The 18,631-nt window shown below is 68.6% G+C and carries 13 protein-coding genes and 1 pseudogene; all 14 read left to right on the forward strand.

Annotated features, from left to right (window positions below; genetic code table 11):
• The first annotated feature begins 2 nt into the window (after positions 1-2).
• The 14 genes and pseudogenes from C666_RS11220 (at position 3) to C666_RS11280 (ending at position 18,325) form a co-directional block, all read left to right on the forward strand.
• Positions 3-1,187, forward strand: a complete 1,185-nt coding sequence (locus tag C666_RS11220; protein ID WP_004338598.1) for an acetyl-CoA C-acyltransferase — start codon at positions 3-5, stop codon at positions 1,185-1,187.
• Between the two features lie 186 nt (positions 1,188-1,373).
• Positions 1,374-2,591: an acyl-CoA dehydrogenase family protein gene (locus C666_RS11225; protein ID WP_004338599.1), complete on the forward strand. Its 1,218-nt coding sequence runs from the start codon at positions 1,374-1,376 to the stop codon at positions 2,589-2,591.
• A gap of 324 nt (positions 2,592-2,915) precedes the next feature.
• Positions 2,916-4,553, forward strand: a complete 1,638-nt coding sequence (locus tag C666_RS11230; protein ID WP_004338600.1) for a long-chain-fatty-acid--CoA ligase — start codon at positions 2,916-2,918, stop codon at positions 4,551-4,553.
• Positions 4,554-4,785: 232 nt separating this feature from the next.
• Entirely contained in the window at positions 4,786-5,169 is a 384-nt protein-coding gene (locus tag C666_RS20175; RefSeq protein ID WP_004338601.1) for a hypothetical protein, read from the forward strand.
• A 109-nt stretch (positions 5,170-5,278) separates the two neighbouring features.
• Positions 5,279-6,043 (forward strand): enoyl-CoA hydratase-related protein, encoded by a 765-nt coding sequence (locus tag C666_RS11240; RefSeq protein WP_004338602.1) that lies wholly within the window; start codon positions 5,279-5,281, stop codon positions 6,041-6,043.
• A gap of 102 nt (positions 6,044-6,145) precedes the next feature.
• Positions 6,146-6,937: a TIGR03084 family metal-binding protein gene (locus C666_RS11245; protein ID WP_004338604.1), complete on the forward strand. Its 792-nt coding sequence runs from the start codon at positions 6,146-6,148 to the stop codon at positions 6,935-6,937.
• A 16-nt stretch (positions 6,938-6,953) separates the two neighbouring features.
• A complete protein-coding gene (locus C666_RS11250; RefSeq protein WP_157280491.1) occupies positions 6,954-7,853 on the forward strand; it encodes a phosphatidylglycerol lysyltransferase domain-containing protein in 900 nt (299 codons plus the stop codon).
• 187 nt (positions 7,854-8,040) lie between these two features.
• On the forward strand, positions 8,041-9,678 hold the full coding sequence (locus tag C666_RS11255) for an acyl-CoA carboxylase subunit beta (RefSeq protein ID WP_004338609.1): 1,638 nt from the start codon (positions 8,041-8,043) through the stop codon (positions 9,676-9,678).
• A gap of 71 nt (positions 9,679-9,749) precedes the next feature.
• Positions 9,750-11,867, forward strand: coding sequence for an acetyl-CoA carboxylase biotin carboxylase subunit (locus tag C666_RS11260; RefSeq protein WP_004338611.1), 2,118 nt, complete (start codon positions 9,750-9,752; stop codon positions 11,865-11,867).
• Positions 11,864-12,697 carry an enoyl-CoA hydratase/isomerase family protein gene (locus C666_RS11265; protein ID WP_211206745.1) on the forward strand — a complete coding sequence of 278 codons (834 nt, stop codon included), beginning with the start codon at positions 11,864-11,866 and terminating at the stop codon, positions 12,695-12,697. The genes C666_RS11260 and C666_RS11265 overlap by 4 nt, the downstream gene beginning before the upstream one ends.
• A 175-nt stretch (positions 12,698-12,872) precedes the next feature.
• Positions 12,873-14,807, forward strand: a complete 1,935-nt coding sequence (lis, locus tag C666_RS11270; protein ID WP_004338616.1) for a linalool isomerase — start codon at positions 12,873-12,875, stop codon at positions 14,805-14,807.
• Positions 14,808-15,360: 553 nt separating this feature from the next.
• Positions 15,361-16,104 (forward strand): annotated as a pseudogene (locus C666_RS21090) (DUF1302 domain-containing protein); the annotation flags it as partial.
• A 67-nt stretch (positions 16,105-16,171) separates the two neighbouring features.
• Entirely contained in the window at positions 16,172-16,933 is a 762-nt protein-coding gene (locus tag C666_RS21095; RefSeq protein WP_051019930.1) for a DUF1302 family protein, read from the forward strand.
• Between the two features lie 33 nt (positions 16,934-16,966).
• Positions 16,967-18,325, forward strand: a complete 1,359-nt coding sequence (locus tag C666_RS11280; protein ID WP_004338619.1) for a DUF1329 domain-containing protein — start codon at positions 16,967-16,969, stop codon at positions 18,323-18,325.
• The last annotated feature ends 306 nt before the right edge of the window (positions 18,326-18,631 follow it).

Below are 18,631 nucleotides of genomic sequence, written 5' to 3' on the forward strand. Positions count from 1 at the left end.
CCATGCGTGAAGCAGTCATCGTGTCCACCGCACGAACCCCGATCGGCCGTGCCTTCCGCGGCGCGCTGAACAACATCAAGTCGCCAACCCTGCTGGGCCACGCCCTGCGCCATGCGGTGGACCGCGCCGGCCTCGACGGTGGCGAGATCGAGGACATCGTGCTCGGCAGCGTCCTCAGCGCCGGCACCGCCGGCATGAACCTGGCACGCACCGCCGGCCTCGCCGCCGGCCTGCCAGTCAGCGTGGCCGGCCAGACCCTCGATCGCCAATGCTCTTCCGGGCTGATGGCGGTGGCCACCGCCGCCAAGCAGATCATGGTGGATGGCATGGACGTGGTGGTGGCCGCCGGCCACGAGAACATCTCGGCGGTGCAGAACCGCTACCTGGAATGGGTGGCGGCCGAAACCGACCCGCGCGTCATCGCGCGCGTCGCCCACGCCTACATGCCGATGCTGCAGACCGCCGAACACGTGGCGGCGAAATACGGCCTCTCGCGCGCGGCGCAGGATGCCTATGCGCTGCAATCGCAGCAGCGCACCGCGCAAGCGCAGCGCGACGGCCGTTTCGATGCCGAGATCGTGCCCATCGACACCGTGATGGCGGTGACCGACAAGATCACCCAGGCGGTCTCCTATCGTCCGGTGACGCTGGCGCGCGACGAAGGCAACCGCCCCGACACCACGCCGGACTCGCTGGCCGAACTGAAGCCGGTGCTCGACGGCGGCACCGTCACCGCCGGCAACGCCAGCCAGTTGTCGGACGGCGCCTCCGCCTGCGTGCTGATGGAGCGCAGCCTGGCCGAGCGCCGTGGGCTGGCGCCGCTGGGCCTGTACCGGGGCATGGCGGTGGCCGGCTGCGCGCCGGAGGAAATGGGCATCGGCCCGATCTATGCCATCCCCCGGCTGCTGCGCCGGCACGGCCTCACGGTGGACGACATCGGCCTGTGGGAGCTCAACGAAGCCTTCGCCTGCCAGGCGCTGTATTGCCGCGATTTTCTCGGCATCGACCCCGAGCGCTACAACGTCAATGGGGGTGGCATTTCCATTGGCCATCCCTACGGCATGACCGGCGCGCGCCAGGTCGGCCACGCGCTCATCGAAGGCAAGCGGCGCGGCGTGCGCTACGTGGTGATCTCGATGTGCGTCGGCGGCGGCATGGGCGCGGCCGGGCTGTTCGAGGTGGCGTGAGCCGCTTCCCGCCAAGGGGCCGGCCGGCAGCCACTAGGCGCAAGACCGGCGTCATGGCGGGTTTTAAGCTGGAGCTGGAGCCGGTGCGATCGGCGGCAATGAATGCTTATATAAGATTTTAAGCGGCATTCGTCGATATTCACCTCGTTGTGCCGTTTTCTTTACCGACAGTCAGACGGAGATGCCATGGATTTCGCCTATTCCGAGAAGGTCATCGCCTTGCAGCGCCGCTTGGGCGCCTTCATGGACGAATACCTGTACCCCAACGAACAGGCGGTGCTGGCCGAGCTGGAACAGGGCGGCCCGTGGCGGTTCTCGCCCCTGATCGAAGGTTTCAAGGCCAAGGCACGCGAGGCCGGGCTGTGGAATCTGTTCCTGCCGGATTCGGCGTACGGCGCCGGGCTGAGCAATCTGGAATACGCGCCGCTGTGCGAGATGATGGGGCGGATCACCTTCGCCGCCGAAGTATTCAACTGTTCCGCGCCGGACACCGGCAACATGGAAGTGCTGGCGCGCTACGGCAGCGAGGCGCAGAAAGCGCAGTGGCTGGTGCCGCTGCTGGAAGGGCGCATCCGATCGTGCTTCGCCATGACCGAGCCGGCGGTGGCCTCGTCGGACGCCACCAACATCCAGGCATCGATCCGCCGCGACGGCGACGAATACGTCATCGACGCCCACAAGTGGTTTTCTTCCGGCGCGACCGACCCGCGCTGCAAGATCTTCATCCTCATGGGCAAGACCGACCCGAACCACCCGGATCGCCACAAACAACAGTCGATGATCCTGGTGCCGCTGGAAACCCTGGGCGTCACCGTGGTGCGCCCCCTGCCGGTGTTCGGCTTCGATACGCTCGACCGTGTGGCCGAAGTGCGCTTCGAGCAGGTGCGAGTGCCGGCCGGCAACATGCTGCTGGGCGACGGGCGCGGCTTCGAGATCGCCCAGGGCCGCCTCGGGCCGGGCCGCATCCACCACAGCATGCGCCAGATCGGCCTGGCCGAACGGGCGCTGGAGCTGATGTGCCGACGCACACAGCGGCGGGTCGCGTTCGGCAAACCCATCGCCGAGCAAGGCGTCACGCTGGAGCGCATCGCCGAAGCGCGCATCCTCATCGAACAGGCGCGGCTGCTCACGCTGAAAGCGGCCTACATGATGGACACCGTCGGCAACAAGGCCGCCCGTGCCGAAATCGCCATGATCAAGGTGGCCGCCCCCAACATGGCCGCCAAGGTCATCGACTGGGCCATCCAGGCCCACGGTGGCGCCGGTGTCACCAACGACGTGCCGCTGGCCGCCGCCTACGCCTGGGCGCGCCTGCTGCGCATCGCCGACGGCCCGGACGAAGTGCACCGCAACCAGATCGGCAAGCTGGAACTGAAGAAGTACCGCCCGGCGGTTCAGGCCTAGCCCCTGCCCACACGGCCCGGCTAGGTCCGGCAGCCCGGAGGCCTGCGGCGGCGGCGCAGACCATGCCACCGGCGCCGGGTAAAAAATACGGTGTCGCGCGCCCCCTCGGTGCGTCGCACAGGGGCGCGCGCGCGACGCTGGCGCCGTGCCGAATCGGCACGGCGCCACGGCCTTGCCGCCGCTGCGGCAGGCGTTACAGTGGCCGTCGCATCCGGCAGCGGGGTGCGGCAAATGGCCGGTGCTTGCAGCCCTGCTGTGTTTCGATGCCAGACAAAAAACAAGTAATGGAGGACCGGCGCAGTGCCGGCCACCGAGGAGACAGACGTGCAAACGCAAACCCTGAGTGCGTTGATCCGCTCGCGGGCCCGCGAGCGGGGCGACGCCCCCGCGTTCGTGACCCCCGCGCGCACCTGGCGCTACGCCGACCTCGATGCTGAATCGAACCGCCTCGCCAATGGTCTCGCCGCGCTCGGCGTGGGCCCCGGCGACCGCGTCGGCTGCCTCACGCGCCACACCGCCGAATGCATCTGCCTGCTGCTGGCCTGCGCCAAGCTCGGCGCGGTGTGTGCCCCCTACAACTGGCGGCTGGCCGCCGGCGAGCTGGAATACGTCATCAACCACGGCGAAGCACGCGTGCTGCTGAGCGATGCCTTCATGCTGCCGACGCTGGCGCAGATCGCCATGCCCGACGTGCGCCGCATCCTGGTGATCGACGCCGCCGAGGCGCCCGATGCATCCGCCCCGCCCGGCGCTTCCGCCCAAGCCGATGCCGCAGCATCCCCCACCCGCATCGATGCCCTGTCGGCCTTCCGCGCCGGCTTCCCCGCCACCGACCCCGCCGGCCCGGCCCGGCCGACCGACACGGTGCTGCAGTTGTGCTCTTCCGGCACCACCGGCCTGCCCAAGGGGGTGGAGCTGACGCACTTCGGGCTGCTGGAAATGTGCGGCTACCTGCGCATCCTGTTCGGCCAGGGGCAGGACATCGTGCAACTCAACGTGCTGCCGACCTTCCACGTCTCCGGCACCGTCAACGCGCTATGGACGGTGTTCGAAGGCGCCATGACCGTGGCCTATCCCGAGTTCGACCCCGAACGCGTGCTGCAGGCCATTGCCGAACACCGTGTGCGCTGTGCCTTCCTGGTGCCGGCGATGATGCAGTTCCTGCTGCACAGCCCGGCCATCGGCAGCGCCGACCTGTCCTCGCTGCGCACCATCGGCTACGGCGGCTCGCCGATCGGCGAGCAACTGCTCACCGAGGTCATGCAGGCCTTCGGCTGCGACATGGTGCAAGTCTATGGCGCCACCGAAGTGTCTGGCACCCTCACCGTGCTGTCGGCGCAAGACCACAACCCCTCGCCGGAGCGAGCCGACCTGCTGCGTTCGGCAGGTAAGCCCATCGCCGGGGTGGAATTGCGCATCGTCGACCTGGACACCTTTGCCGAGCAGCCCGAAGGCGTGGTCGGCGAAGTGTGGGTGCGGACCCGCACCCTGATGAAAGGGTACTTCCGCAACGACGACGCCACCCGCGAGGCCTTTCCGCTCGGCCGCGATGCCGACGGCTTCGGCGGCTGGTACCGCACCGGCGACGCCGGCTACCTGCGCGGCGGCTACCTGTACATCCACGACCGTGTCAAGGACATGGTGATTTCCGGCGGCGAGAACATCTACCCCGCCGAAGTCGAAAATACCGTTGCCCGCCACCCGGCGGTGGCCGAAGTCGCGGTCATCGGCGTGCCCGACCCGGTCTGGGGCGAATCGGTGAAGGCCTGCGTGGTGCTGCGCGATGGCGCGCAGGCCAGCGAGGCCGAGTTGCTGGCCTTCACCCGCGAGCGGCTGGCCCACTACAAATGCCCCAAATCCATCGATTTCATGCCCGAACTGCCCCGCAACCCCAGCGGCAAACTGCTCAAGCGCATGCTGCGGCAGCGCTACTGGCCGGATGCGGCGAGGCCGATCGGGTAGGGGGTAGTCCGGCTGACTCGGAAAGGCGAGCCAGGATCGCGACGACAACCGGCCGTGATAGAACGCTGTGTCGATCGACGCACTGACACGGATGCGCCTAGGAAAAAAGCGCCGGGTTCTTCCCCTTCCGCCAGCCACTTAACACAAGTCCCCACCCCATCCATCCCCTATAGTTCCGCAAACAACCCCACGCGGCTGGCTGGCGCATTGGGGGGCGCAGATGGAGGATGGCATGGGGTGCTGTATTTTTGCGGTGATGATCGTCGGGCAGATCTTCGAGGGCTGGCGGCGCTTGAAGCGGTTCTTTGGCCTGGCGGCGGCGGATGACTTCGATGACGCGCGGGCGGGCGGGCCGTCGCTCAGCGAGCGGCTGCGCGGCTGGCTGCGGCGGCCGGCGTTGCGGGTGGCCTTGGGCATGGTGCTGGCCGGCGAGGCGGTGGCCCTGGGGTATTGGGTCGAGACCGAACATGGCGAGCACGTGCGCGGCGCGGTGGCGATGGTGGCGCGGGTGTTCGGCGCCGGCGGCGAGGGCGTGCCCGACGATGCGATCTGCAGGGCCGATCCGGAGGCGGTGGTCGCGGCGTTGCCGCTGGCGGCTTCCGCCACGGTGCGCTGAGGGGGCAAGGCATGAACAGTCCCGCAAGACGAATGCCGGCATGGCGAGCCACGCGCGGCGCCCGGCCTGTGCCGGGGTGGTGCTCGCCTCACGGCAGCGGAAGGGCGCGATGAGCGAGCACATTTTCACCGCGCGGGCAGACGGCGTGATGCGCATCGAGATCCGCCGGCCGCACAAGCGCAATGCGCTCGACTTCGCCATGTATGCAGCGCTGCATGCGGCGCTCGAACAGGGCGACGCCGATCCGGCGGTGCGCGTGATGCTGTTGTGCGGGCAGGCACAGGTTTTCAGCGCCGGCAACGACCTCGACGATTTTTTCGATCCGCGCACGCTGTCGCTGGACAGTCCGGTGTGGGCCTTCATGCGCACCATTGCGGCGGTCGGCAAGCCGCTGGTAGCGGCCGTCGCGGGTAATGCCATCGGGGTCGGCACCACGTTGCTGCTGCACTGCGATCTGGTCTACGCGGCCGAGTCGGCGCGTTTCCGCCTGCCTTTCGTGCCGCTGGGCATTTGTCCGGAATTCGGTTCGTCGAGCTTGCTGCCGCAGCGCATCGGCCATGCGCGCGCCGCCGAACTGCTGTTTTTCGGCGAGAGCTTCGATGCGCACACCGCCTGGCGGTTCGGGCTGGTGAATGAGGTGTGCGGCGAGGCCGAGCTGATGCCGCGTGCGCATGAGCGCGCCCGCACGCTGGCCGACCTGCCGCAGGCGTCGCTGCGCCTGGCCAAGCATTTGCTCAAGGCGCCCGGTGCGCGGCAGACGCAGCAGATCATGGACGACGAGATGTGGCACTTCATGACGCGGGTGCGCAGCGACGAGGCGCGCGCGGCGTTCCGGCGCCTGGGGGCGGGGGCGGCGTCCCGTCCCGCCGGATAGGCACAACCGCGCACCTGCACCCGCTTCGCTTGCTCATCGAACGGCGCTGCATCGCACCGCAGGCCGTTGCCTCACGAACCCACTCACGCCTCAGGAGGCCCCATGCGCGACCTGTGCGCCGATCTGCTGGCCGAATACATCGAACTGGTGGCCCTGGCCGAAACGCTGACGCCGGCGCAGTGGTCGCTGCCGACCGATTTCCACGGCTGGACGGCCTTCGACGTCATCGGCCATCTGTGCTTTTTCGATCAGGCCGGCTTGCTGGCCGCCACCGATGCCGATGCCTTCGCCCGCGATTGTGCCGTGGTGATGGGCGAGCTGGCGTGCGGTCGCCAGATCAGCGAAATCACCCGCGCGCGCTACGGCCACCTGAGCGGTGCCGAGCTGCTGGCAGCGTGGCGGGCGCAGTTCGGCGAACTGGTGGCGGTGCTGGCCGCCCGCGACGCCAAGGCGCGCCTGCCGTGGTACGGACCGAGCATGAGCGCGCGCTCCTTCGCCACCGCCCGGCTGATGGAAACCTGGGCGCACGGGCAGGACGTGTACGACGCGTTGCGGCGGCGCCGGGCGCCCACTGCGCGTCTGAAGCACATCGCCCATCTGGGCGTGTCCACCTTTGGCTGGAGCTTCGTCAATCGCGGCCTGGCGGTGCCCGAGCCGCCGCCCCAGGTGAGCCTCAACGCCCCCGACGGCGGCGTGTGGACCTGGCAGGGGCCGTCGGCCCGCGAGTACCTGCGCGGCACGGCCGAAGACTTCTGTCTGCTGGTGACGCAACGCCGCCACCGCGACGACCTGGCGCTGGAGCATGGCGGTCCGGCCACCACGGCGTGGCTGGCGATTGCGCAATGTTTCGCCGGCCCGCCGGCGGACGGCCCGGCGCCGGGGCGGCGTGGCTGAGGGCGCGGCGGCAGTCTTGGCGGAGGCCGAGCCCTTATGCCCGTCGCAGGCGGACTGGGTCGAGGCCCGTTTGCGGCCGCTGCGGGCGGCACAAGGGGAGGGGTGCCCGGCCGAGTACTGCTTTTCCAACCTGTACCTGTTCCGCGCGGCGCATGACTACCGCCTGATCCGCGACGCGGCGCTGCCGTGCATCGTCGGCCGCACCTACGATGGCGAGGCTCACGTGCTGCCGCTGTTCGACGTCGCCGCTGCCGATCCTAGCCAGTTGGCGATGCTGGTGGCCCGCCAAGGCCCCTTGTATCCGCTGTCCGGGCAGACCGTGGCCGGGCTGGATACGGCACGCTTCGTGGCGCGGGCGGTGCGCGACGATGCCGACTATGTGTATCGGACTGACGAGTTGTGCGCGCTGAATGGCTCGCGGCTGCGCAAGAAGCGGGCGCAGATCCGGCAGTTGCTGGACACGCACCGGATGCGCTGCTGCCCGCTTGGCGGAGTTGGCGGGGCCTCCGCCGCTGCCTCCACCGCGCGCGACGATGCGTTGCGCGTGCTGGACGGCTGGATGGCCGAAAAGGGCAAGGCCGCCGGCGAGGCCGACCACGTCGCCTGCGCAGCGGCGCTGCGAGCGCCGTGGCTGGCCGCGCATGAAGGCTGGCTGTGGTACGCCGACGACCGGCCGGCGGGCTTTCTGTTGGCGCAGCGGCTCAACGCCGAGGTGATGGTGGTGCGTTTCGCCAAGGGGCTGGCGGCCTATGCGGGCGTTTTCCCGCTGATGTTCCACGCCCTGGCGCAGCGTACCGATGCGCCGTGGATCAACTTCGAGCAAGACCTTGGCGTGGCCAACTTCCGCCGCGCCAAGCTGGCCTATGCGCCGGCCATGCTGTTGGCGAAGTACCGCGTGGACCTGCGGCCGGGTTGAGGCGAGATCAAGGCAGGGGCACGCTGCCATCGACCTCCCCGCGCAATCGCCATGGCATGCCCCATGCCGGCGCCGGGCGACCAGCCAATTGACACAAGACCACCGCGCGGCGGCGCCGTTAGGCTGTGCTCATGCGGTGGCCGGCGTGGCCGGCACCGCCGGCAACGACCCAACGGGATGGTGAAACATGCAACGAATCGAATCGGATATCCAGACGAGCGGCGACGCCTTCCGGGCCAACCGCGACAGCATGCTGGCGCTGGTGGCGCGCGTGCGCGAGCTGGAAGCCCGTACCCACCAGGCCTCGGCCGCGTCCAAGCCGCGTTTCGAGCGCCGCGGGCAGTTGCTGCCGCGCGAGCGGCTGGCGCTGCTGCTCGATGCGGGCAAGCCGTTCCTCGAATTGTCCACGCTGGCCGGCTATGGCCTGGATACGCCCGACCCGGACAAGAGCGTGCCGGGTTGCGGCGTGATCTGCGGCATTGGCTACGTGTCCGGGGTGCGCTGCGTCATCAATGCCTCGGATTCCGGCATCGACGCCGGCGCGATGCAGCCGATGGGGCTGCCGAAAGTGCTGCGCGCGCAGGAATTGGCGCTGGAAAACAAGCTGCCCTATGTGCAACTGATCGAGAGCGCCGGCGCCAACCTGCTGCAATATCGCGTCGAGCATTTCGTACACGGCGGCAACATCTTCCGCAACCTGGCGCGCCTGTCGGCGGCCGGACTGCCGGTGCTGGCGGTGGTGCATGGCTCGTCGACCGCCGGCGGCGCCTACATCACCGGGCTGTCGGACTACATCATCATGGTGCGCAACAATGCGCGCGCCTTCCTCGCCGGCCCGCCGCTGCTCAAGGCCGCCACCGGCGAGATCGCCACCGAGGAAGAACTCGGCGGCGGCGAAATGCACACCACGGTGTCGGGGCTGGGCGATTACCTGGCCGAGGACGACCGCGACGCCATCCGCCTGGCGCGCGACGTGATGGCCCGCCTCGACTGGAACCGCGACCTGCCGCCGCCACCGGCCGTGGCGAACCCGGCGCGCGCGGTGCGCCCGCCGCGCTACAGCGGCGAAGAGCTGCTGGGCATCATGCCCACCGACCCCAAGCGCCCGGTGGACATGCGCGAAGTGCTGCTGCGCGTGGTCGACGATTCGGACTTCCTCGAATTCAAGCCCGGCTACGGCCCGGCCACCGTGTGCGCCCACGCCGCCATCGACGGCCACCCGGTCGGCATCATCACCAACAACGGCCCCATCGACCCGGCCGGCGCCACCAAGGCCACGCACTTCATCCAGGCCTGCTGCCAGGCGCGCATCCCGCTGCTGTACCTGAACAACATCACCGGCTTCCTGGTCGGCCGCAGCGTCGAAGAGGCCGGCATCATCAAGCACGGCTCGAAGATGATCCAGGCCGTCTCCAATGCCACCGTGCCGCAGATCACGCTGTACTGCGGCGCCTCCTTCGGCGCAGGCAACTACGGCATGTGCGGCCAGGGCTTTCATCCGCGCTTCTGCTTTTCGTGGCCCAACGCCAAGACGGCGGTGATGGGCGGCGAGCAGGCGGCGCAGACCATGGCGATCGTGGCCGAGGCGGCGATGAAGCGCAAAGGCCAGGCGGTGGATCAGGCCCGGCTGGACGGCATGCGGCAGCAGATCATCGACACCTTCGAGTCGCAGATGAGCGCCTTCGCCACCAGCGCGCGCCTGCTCGACGACGGCGTGATCGACCCGCGCGACACGCGGGCGGTGCTGTCCTTCGTGCTGGCCACCTGCCGCGAGGCCGCGCTGCGCCAGCCGCAGCCGATGCAGTTCGCGGTGGCGCGCCCCTGAGTACCGGCGCGGGCCGCGCCCTGCGGCGGGCCGCGACGGCTTTCCCCGACAGCGAGAGCAGACGTCACACCATGACCGACAAGACCCCCTTCACCAAGATTCTCATCGCCAACCGGGGCGAGATCGCGTTGCGCGTGATGCGCACCGCGCGCGCGCTCGGCTACCGCAGCGTGGCGGTGTATTCCAGCGCCGACCGCCACGCCCGCCACGTGCGCGACGCCGACCAGGCGGTATGCATCGGCGAGGCGCTGCCGGCGCAGTCCTACCTCAACATCCCCGCCATCATCGACGCGGCACGCCGCAGCGGTGCCGACGCGGTGCACCCCGGCTACGGCTTCCTCGCCGAGAACGCGGACTTCGCCCAGGCCTGCCGCGACGCCGGGCTGGTGTTCATCGGCCCGTCGCCGGCGGCCATCGTCGCCATGGGCAACAAGGCCGGCGCCAAGCGGCTGATGCTGGCGGCCGGGGTGCCGTGCATTCCCGGCTACCAGGGCGACGACCAGCGCGACGACACGCTGGCGGCGGCGGCGCGCGAGATCGGCTTTCCGCTGATGATCAAGGCCACCGCCGGCGGCGGCGGGCGCGGCATGCGGCTGGTGCAGGGCGAGGCGCAGTTCGCCGCCGAGCTGCGCAGCGCCCGGTCCGAGGCGCACAGCGCCTTCGGCAGCCCGGAGGTGATTCTCGAGCGTGCCATTCTCGAACCGCGCCACATCGAGATGCAGATCTTCGCCGACCGCCACGGCAACGTCATCCACCTGGGCGAGCGCGACTGTTCGGTGCAGCGCCGCCACCAGAAAGTCATCGAGGAGGCGCCGTCGCCGGCCGTGGATGCCGCGCTGCGCCAGCGCATGGGCGACACCGCGGTCGCGGCGGCGCGCGCCATCGGCTACGAAGGCGCCGGCACGCTGGAATTCCTGCTCGATGCCGAGGGCCGCTACTACTTCATGGAGATGAACACGCGGCTGCAGGTGGAGCACCCGGTCACTGAACTGATCACCGGGCTGGACCTGGTCGAACTGCAGTTGCGCGTGGCCGCCGGCGAAGTCCTGCCGCTGACGCAGGCGGCGGTGCGCTTCAGCGGCCACGCGGTCGAGGTGCGGCTGTGCGCCGAGGCGCCGTCGCAAGGCTTCATGCCGCAAAGCGGCACCATGCACGTATGGCAGATGCCGGCCGAGGTGCGCGTGGAGCACGCGCTGGCCTCCGGCGAGGCGATTCCGCCGTTCTACGACTCGATGATCGCCAAGCTCATCGCCCACGGCGAAAACCGCGAGGCCGCCTGCCGCAAGCTTGCCCGCGCGCTCGACGACGCGGTGGCGCTGGGCGTGCCGACCAACCAGCACTATCTGGCGCGCTGCCTGCGGCACCCAGTGTTCCTGGCCGGCCACGCCACCACCGCCTTCATCGCCGCGCATGGCGAGGCCTTGCTGCAGGCCGGCCCGTTGCCGGCCGTCAGTGAAGCGCCCACTTCGCATCCTTCACAGACATCGCCCATCTCGCACACCTCACAGCGCGCGGGCGCGCCGACGGGTGCACAAGCCCTGGCGACGCTGCTGCTGCATGTGACGGCCGGTGAGGCCGGTCCGGCCATGGCGGCGAGTCTGTCCGCCGTGCCGGCCGGCTGCGACATCACCCACCGCCTGCCGATCGACTACCGCTTCACGCTGGACGGCGCCGCGTGCGCCACCCGGCTGCTCGACCTCGGCGCCGGCCGCTTTGCCGTGACGGTGGCGGGCGAGGAACAGGTCCTGAGCCTGGCCGGCCGCAGCGGGCACGCACTGCGCTACCTGCATGACGGCCTGCTGCAACGCGCCGCCTGCGTGCGCGACGGCGCCAGCCTGTGGTTCGACGACGGCGCCGCCGCCTACCATGTCGAGGACAGTACCCACGCGGCGGCCACGCGCAACGATGGCGGCGATGCCGACGGCCGCATCCGCGCGGCGATGAATGGCCGCGTGGTGGCGGTGCATGTGGCGGTAGGCGACACCGTCGCGGCGGGCCAGCCGGTGCTGACCCTCGAAGCAATGAAAATGGAATACGTGCACCCGGCGCCGCTGGCCGGCCGGGTCGGCGCGCTGCATGCCGAGGTGGGCGGGCAGGTGGCGGCCTACCGCGTGGTGGCGGAAATCGCACCCGAGCCGGCCGTGGGGCAGGGCGAAGCGCCGGCCGTGGCACGCCAGGAGGTGGCATGATGCAGCCCGATTCGCTGACTACCGCCGACGTTGCCGATGCCGCCATGGAGGCGGTGGCGGACGGCGCGGTGCTGCTGCGCAAGCACGCCGCCGCGCTGTGGATCACCCTCAACCGCCCGGACAAACGCAACGCCCTCAACCCGCAGGTGATCGAAGGCATCGGCGAGGGCTACCGCCGCGCCCATGCCGATCCGTCGGTGCGCGCCATCGTCCTGACCGGCGCCGGCGACAAGGCCTTTTGCGCCGGTGGCGACCTGCAGCCGGGGCAAGGCTTCGTCTTCGATCATGCCCGCCCCAACGTGCCCTATGCCGATCTGCTGCGGCTGGCGGCCAATGCCACGCTGCCGTCGATCGCGCGCATCAACGGCACCTGCATGGCCGGCGGCATGGGCTTGCTGGCGATGGCCGACATGGCGGTGGCGGCCGACCATGCGCTGTTCGGCCTGCCGGAAGTCAAGATCGGGCTGTTCCCGATGCAGGTGCTGAGCCTGTTGCAGCATCTGGTGCCGCCGCGCCTGCTGCGCGAATGGTGCTTCAGCGGCGAGCCCTTCGATGCCGCCACGGCGCGCGACAGCGGCCTGCTCAACCATGTGGTGCCGGCCGCCGAGCTGGATGCCAAGGTGGCGTGGCTGCTGGCACGCCTCACCGACAAATCGCCCACCGCGATCCGGCGCGGCCGCTACGCGATGCGGGCGATGGCGGCGATGAGCTTCGACGAGGCCATCGCCTATACCGAAGGCCAACTGGCGTTGTTGAGCCAGACCGAAGACGCGCAGGAAGGGCTGGCCGCCTTCAACGACAAGCGCCGCCCGGTGTGGCGCGGCCGCTAGCGGCGGGGGCGGGCCGGCGCCGTTGCTAGCCAATAAACGCAAGTGTGGTGCGGGGGCCGCCGGTATGGTGGTATCGGGGTAGCGCACGCACCGCGCACGCCGCACGTGTTGCAAATGCCGCCATGACATAACGACCGGAAGGCGCGACCTTTCGAAGGAGGAGACAATGAGCAATATGGAATCGACCCGCATGCTGCGGCAGCCGATACAGTTGTTGCAGGGGCACAAGGGACCGGTCACGGCCTCGCGCCACCGCCGCAATGCCGTGGTGTATGCACTGCTGTGCCTGCTGGCGCTGCTACCGGTGGCCACCGGCCAGTCGGCGGCGTGGCAGGCCGCCGGGCTGGGGCTGTTCATGCCCGGCGCCGGTTTCCTGGCGCTGGGTGGCGCCTGGGCGTTGCTGTTCCCGCTGACGGTGTTCGTCTTCTGGCTGGCGGTCATTGCCTGGTTCTGGTCGGGCATGGTGGTGGCGCCGCTGACCCTCTGGCTGGGCACCGCCGCGCTGGCCGGCTGGCTGGCGGGCGAGGCGATCTGGCCGCCGGCGGTGTATCTGGCGCCGGCCGCCGCCGCCGCCACCTTCCTGTTCTTCCAGTATCGCGGCGCCAAGCGGCGGGCCAAGGACCGCGAGCACTTCAAGTTCCGCCAAAGTTTCTTCGCCGAGTCGCTGGCGGAGGTGCACCAGCGCGCCGCCACCGAACCGGAGCCGGGCGAGCGCGAACTGACGCCGGACCAGTTGCAGGGCGTGCGCTACCTGCTCGAGCTGGCCTTGCAGCCGGTCGGCCAGTACAAGGGCTACACCATCATCGACCAGTTCCAGCCGGCCGCCCTGCGCTACCAGCTCAACCACATCGGCTTCGCGCTGGGCATGGTGCAAGGGCATTACACGCCCAACTTCCAGGGCTATCTGGGCCAGGCGCAGCGCAACGTGATCGACACTTACCGCGAGCGCAAGGTGTGGGGCTACTGGGTGTACGAGTCGATGTGGGGGCATTTCAACTTCTCCGACTTCGATCCCGCCCGCAAGGACAACATCATGCTCACCGGCTGGTACGGCATGCATGTGGGCCAGTACATGCTCAATGCCGGCGACACCCGCTACAGCCAGCCCGGCAGCCTGAGCTTCCGCCTCAACGACAAGACCTGCTACCACCACGACATCCATTCCATCAACCAGTCGGTGCGCGAGAACTTCCAGAGTTCGGACTTCTGCCTGTATCCGTGCGAGCCGAACTGGGTGTACCCGGTCTGCAACATGTACGGCATGTCCTCGCTGGCGGTGTATGACACGCTGTTCGAGCGCCGCGACACCGCCCAGGTGCTGCCCAAGTGGCTGCACATGCTGGACACCGAGTTCACCGACCAGAAAGGCTCGCTGGTCGGCTTGCGCTCATACTGGACCGGGCTGGAAATGCCGTTCTACACCGGCGAGGCGGGCTTCGCCTTCTTCGCCAACATCTTCTCGACCGATCTGGCGCGCAAGCTGTGGGCGGTGGGGCGCAAGGAATTGTCGATGTGCCTGACGCAGGACGCCGAGGGCCAGACGCGGCTGACTCTGCCGAAGGAGGCGCTGGCCTTCTTCGACACCATCGACGCCGGCAACTACCGGCCGGGCAAGCTGTTCGCCTATGTGGCGGTGCAGATGTGCGCGCGCGAGTTCGGCGACGACGAACTGGCCGAGGCGGCACGCCGCTCGATGGACCAGGATTGCGGCCCGGTGGTCGAGAACGGCGTGGCGCGCTACACCAAGGGCTCGACGCTGGCCAACATCTGGGGCGTGGAGGGACGGCTGATGCGCACCGGCGATTTCCGCAACAGCTTCGTCAAGGGGCCGCCGTCGTCGGTGTTCGACGGTCCGCTGCTGGGTGATGCGCGCTATCCGGAAATCCTGGTGGCGAAGGCCTTCAGCCGTGGCGACGACCTGGAACTGGTGCTGTACCCGGGGGCCGGCGACGGGCCGCAGACGCTGGGCTTCGAACGCCTCAAGCCCGGCGTCCGCTATGTGGTCGAGGGCGCCGCCAGTGGTGAGTTCACCGCCGACGCGGATGGCCGTGCGTCGCTCGCGGTCACGCTCAGCGGGCGCACTGCGCTGCACATCAAGCCGGGCCACTGAGGCGCCGGGCCGTTTCAGGGCGCCGGCTTCGCCGCGGGTCCCACAAGGACGGGTAAGGTCGGGCGCAGGCCTGCCGCCTGCCATGCCGGGATCCGATTCCCTTCCTTCTCACTGGAGAGGGGGAGGTTGGACGAACACACGCCGCCGGCACAATTTTGCGTCTCTGTGGGGGCCCTCCCTCTCCCCGGCCCTCCTCCACAAGGGGGAACTCCACATGAACGCATCCGGCACCCCGCCGCTGGCGGGGTGGCCGGTTTTTTTTCGTTTTTTTGTTGTGCCGCCGCTATGCGGCGTGCTGCAGGCACGCGGGGTAAACGGCTCCGCCGCACACAGCCAATTGACGCAAGACGCCCCCCGCTGCCCTGCCTATCTTTACTCACACCTCGTCGCGTTGCGGCCGCTTGCAGGCGGCTCGGCCAGATGAGGCGGGCGCAGCAGACCGCGCGACGAGCAGGTAAGAATAATTCGGAGGAGTCAGATGAACCATGCTTCGGTATCGGGCGCAAGCGTCAAGCGTGCCCTGAATAAAACCGCGCTGGCGGTAGCCTGCGCGATGACGGCCAGCGGTGCGGCGCAGGCTTTCAACATCGACACCGGCAACCCGGATCTTTCGATCCGGCTCGACAACAGCGTGCGCTACAACCTGGGCGTGCGCACCGAAGGGCGTAACGCGAAGATTGCCAACAACCCGAACTTCGACGAATCCGACGCCAGGTTCGATCGGGGCGACATCGTCACCAACCGCCTCGACCTGCTGTCCGAGCTCGACATCACCTACAAGCGCAACTTCGGCCTGCGCGTCAGCGGGGCGGCCTGGTACGACCACGCCTACCGTGACACCTCGGTGAGATCCAGCCCGGCGGTGGCCGCGCAGGGCTACCAGAGCAGCTACGACGGCGACCGTTATTCCAGCCATACCAAGCGCTATCACCGCGGCCCGTCGGGCGAGATTCTCGATGCCTTCGTGTTCGCCAACTTCGACGTCGGCGAGGTGCCGGTCAACTTCAAGGCCGGGCGGCACACCATCTACTGGGGCGAGTCGCTGCTGACCGCCGCGCACGGCATCGCCTATTCGCAGCAGCCGGTGGATTTCCTCAAGGCGCTCAACAACCCCGGCTCGGAAGTGAAGGAGCTGTACAAGCCGCTGGGGCAGATCTCGGCGCAGCTCGGCCTCACCGACACGCTGTGGGTGGCCGGCCAGTATTACCTGGAGTGGGACCCGTTCCCCTTTCCCGAGGGCGGCACCTACCTGGGGCTGATGGACGGGCTGCTGGAAGGGCCGACCCGCCTGTCGCTGGCGCCCGGGTTCTCGGTGCCGCACAGCAAGGACCTGAAGCCCAAGGACCGCGGTAACTGGGGGGGTGATGGCGCGCTGGAGCCCGGCCTGGCTCGAAGGCACGCTCGGCTTCTACTACCGCAAGTACGACGAGAAGATTCCCTGGCTGACGCTGGGTGGCAATCCGGCCGATCCGGCCAGCCAGCACTACCGCTGGAGCTACGCCCAGGATGTGGAACTGTACGGCATCAGCCTGAGCAAGGAAATCGGCGGCGTCAGCGTCGGCGCGGAAGTGTCCTACCGCAAGAACGGCGCCTTCAACAGCGCGGCCGGCTTCTCCGAGGAGGGTGCGCGCGGCAACTCGCAGCACGTGGTGATCAACGCGATGGGCCTGATCGGCCAGACGCCGCTGTTCGACACCGCATCGTACCTGGCCGAATTCACCTATGCGCGCTGGGACAAGGTCACCAAGAACCCCGAGCTGTTCAACGCCATGGGCTTTGCCCCGTGTGCCGGCAAGAGCAAGACCGACGGCTGCATCACCAAGGACTACTACGGCATCGGCATCAACTTCACCCCGACCTGGTTCCAGGTGCTGCCATCGCTCGATCTGAAGATGCCGATGACCTACTCGGTGGGCCTGAAGGGCAACGCCGCCAACCGTGCCGGCGGCTACCAGGGGCAGGGTGACTGGAGTATCGGCCTGAGCGCCGACTGGAAGCAGAAATACAACTTCACGCTCAAGTACGTTGATTACCTGATCAAGGTGAAGGACGAAACCACCGTGAATGGCGAGCAGCCGATCAGCGACCGCGGCTGGCTGGTGTTCACCTTCAAGACCTCGTTCTGACGCGGGCGCAACCGGACAAAGGAGCAGACACACATGGCATTCCCGAAGACTTTCATCGCCCTCGGCGTGGCGGCGGCCCTGGCCGGGCCGGTACAGGCCGAAGTGACGCCGGAGGAAGCGGCGCAGCTCGGCACCACGCTGACCTGGATCGGCGCCGAGCAGGCCGGCAACGCCGAGGGCACGATTCCGGCCTACACCGGCGGGCTGACCACGCCGCCGGCCGGCTATGATCCGAAGCAGCCAGGGCAGCGGCCAGACCCGTTCGCCGGTGAAAAACCGCTGTTCTCCGTCGATGCCGGCAACATGGCGCAATACGAGGACAAGCTCACCGAGGGCACCAAGGCGCTGATGAAGAAGTTTCCCAGCTTCCGCATCGACGTCTATCCCACTCACCGCACCGCTGCGGTGCCACAGTACGTGCGCGACAACACCGCCAGGAACGCGGTCGACTGCAAGACCACGCACGGCGGCGAGGGGGTGGACGGGTGTTTCGGCGGCATTCCGTTCCCGATTCCCAAGGACGGCTACCAAGCCATGTGGAACCACCTGCTGCGCTTCGGCGGGTTCTCGTACTACGTCACGCAGCGCAGCTACTACGTCGATAGCGCCGGCAGCAAGGTGATGACCGGACAGAACGAGATCTACCAGGAGTACCCCTACTACGACCCCAACAAGACCAGCGCCGACAAGTACTGGATGCTGGCCTACACCGCCACCGCGCCGGCCCGCCTGGTGGGCGAGCAGACGCTGATGATCGACCCGCTCAACTGGGCCAAGGACAACCGCCGCGCGTGGCAGTACCTGCCGGGCCAGCGGCGCGTCAAGCTGGCGCCGGAAATCGCTTACGACACGCCCAACTCGCAGTCCGCCGGGGCCAACACCTACGACGACACCGCGCTGTTCTCCGGCAAGATGGACCGCTTCGACTTCAAGCTGGTCGGCAAGAAGGAAGTCTTCATCCCCTACAACCTGTACAAGTTCAGCGACCCCAAGCAGTGCCCGGACGAGGTGCTGGTGACGCCCAACCACCTCAACCCCGATTGCGTGCGCTGGGAACTGCACCGCGTGTGGGTGATCGAGGCCACCCTCAAGTCCGGCAAGCGCCACGTGTATTCCAAGCGGGTGTTCTACTGGGACGAGGACAGCTATTCGGCCGGCGCGTCCGACCAGTATGACGCCAGCGGCAAGCTGTACCGCATCGGCTTCGCCTACATGACGCCGCGCTACGAAGTGCCGGCGCCCACCGCCGACGTGTATGGCCACTACGACCTCGCCAACGGCATCTACGTGATCAACAGCATCGGCACCGAAACCGGCGGCTACTACGACGTGCCGGCGAACCCGTCGCGCTGGTGGACGCCGGAAGCGATGGCCGGGCGCGGCGTGCGCTGAACGACCTGACCGTGCCCGCCGCAGGCGAGGGTGGCGGCGGGCGCGGGTACGGGCGAGTAAGTACTCCATGCAAACGATGTCAGCGCGGCTTCAACCCCCTGAGTGCGCCCCAGCCCCTCACCCCACATCACCACATCAACCACCATCGCCGCCGACGCGCGCGGCGACAAGGAACGCCCATGCAACGCCTCATCTTCCGGCCGCGAGGCGGCGTCGCTGCGCTGCTGGCGGCGCTGCTGACCACGCTGTGCGCGGCACCGACGAGCGCCGCCACGCCGGCGGCTGCGGCACGCCCTGCCGCCCCGG

This window comes from Thauera linaloolentis 47Lol = DSM 12138, from assembly GCF_000310205.1.
Taxonomy (GTDB): domain Bacteria; phylum Pseudomonadota; class Gammaproteobacteria; order Burkholderiales; family Rhodocyclaceae; genus Thauera; species Thauera linaloolentis.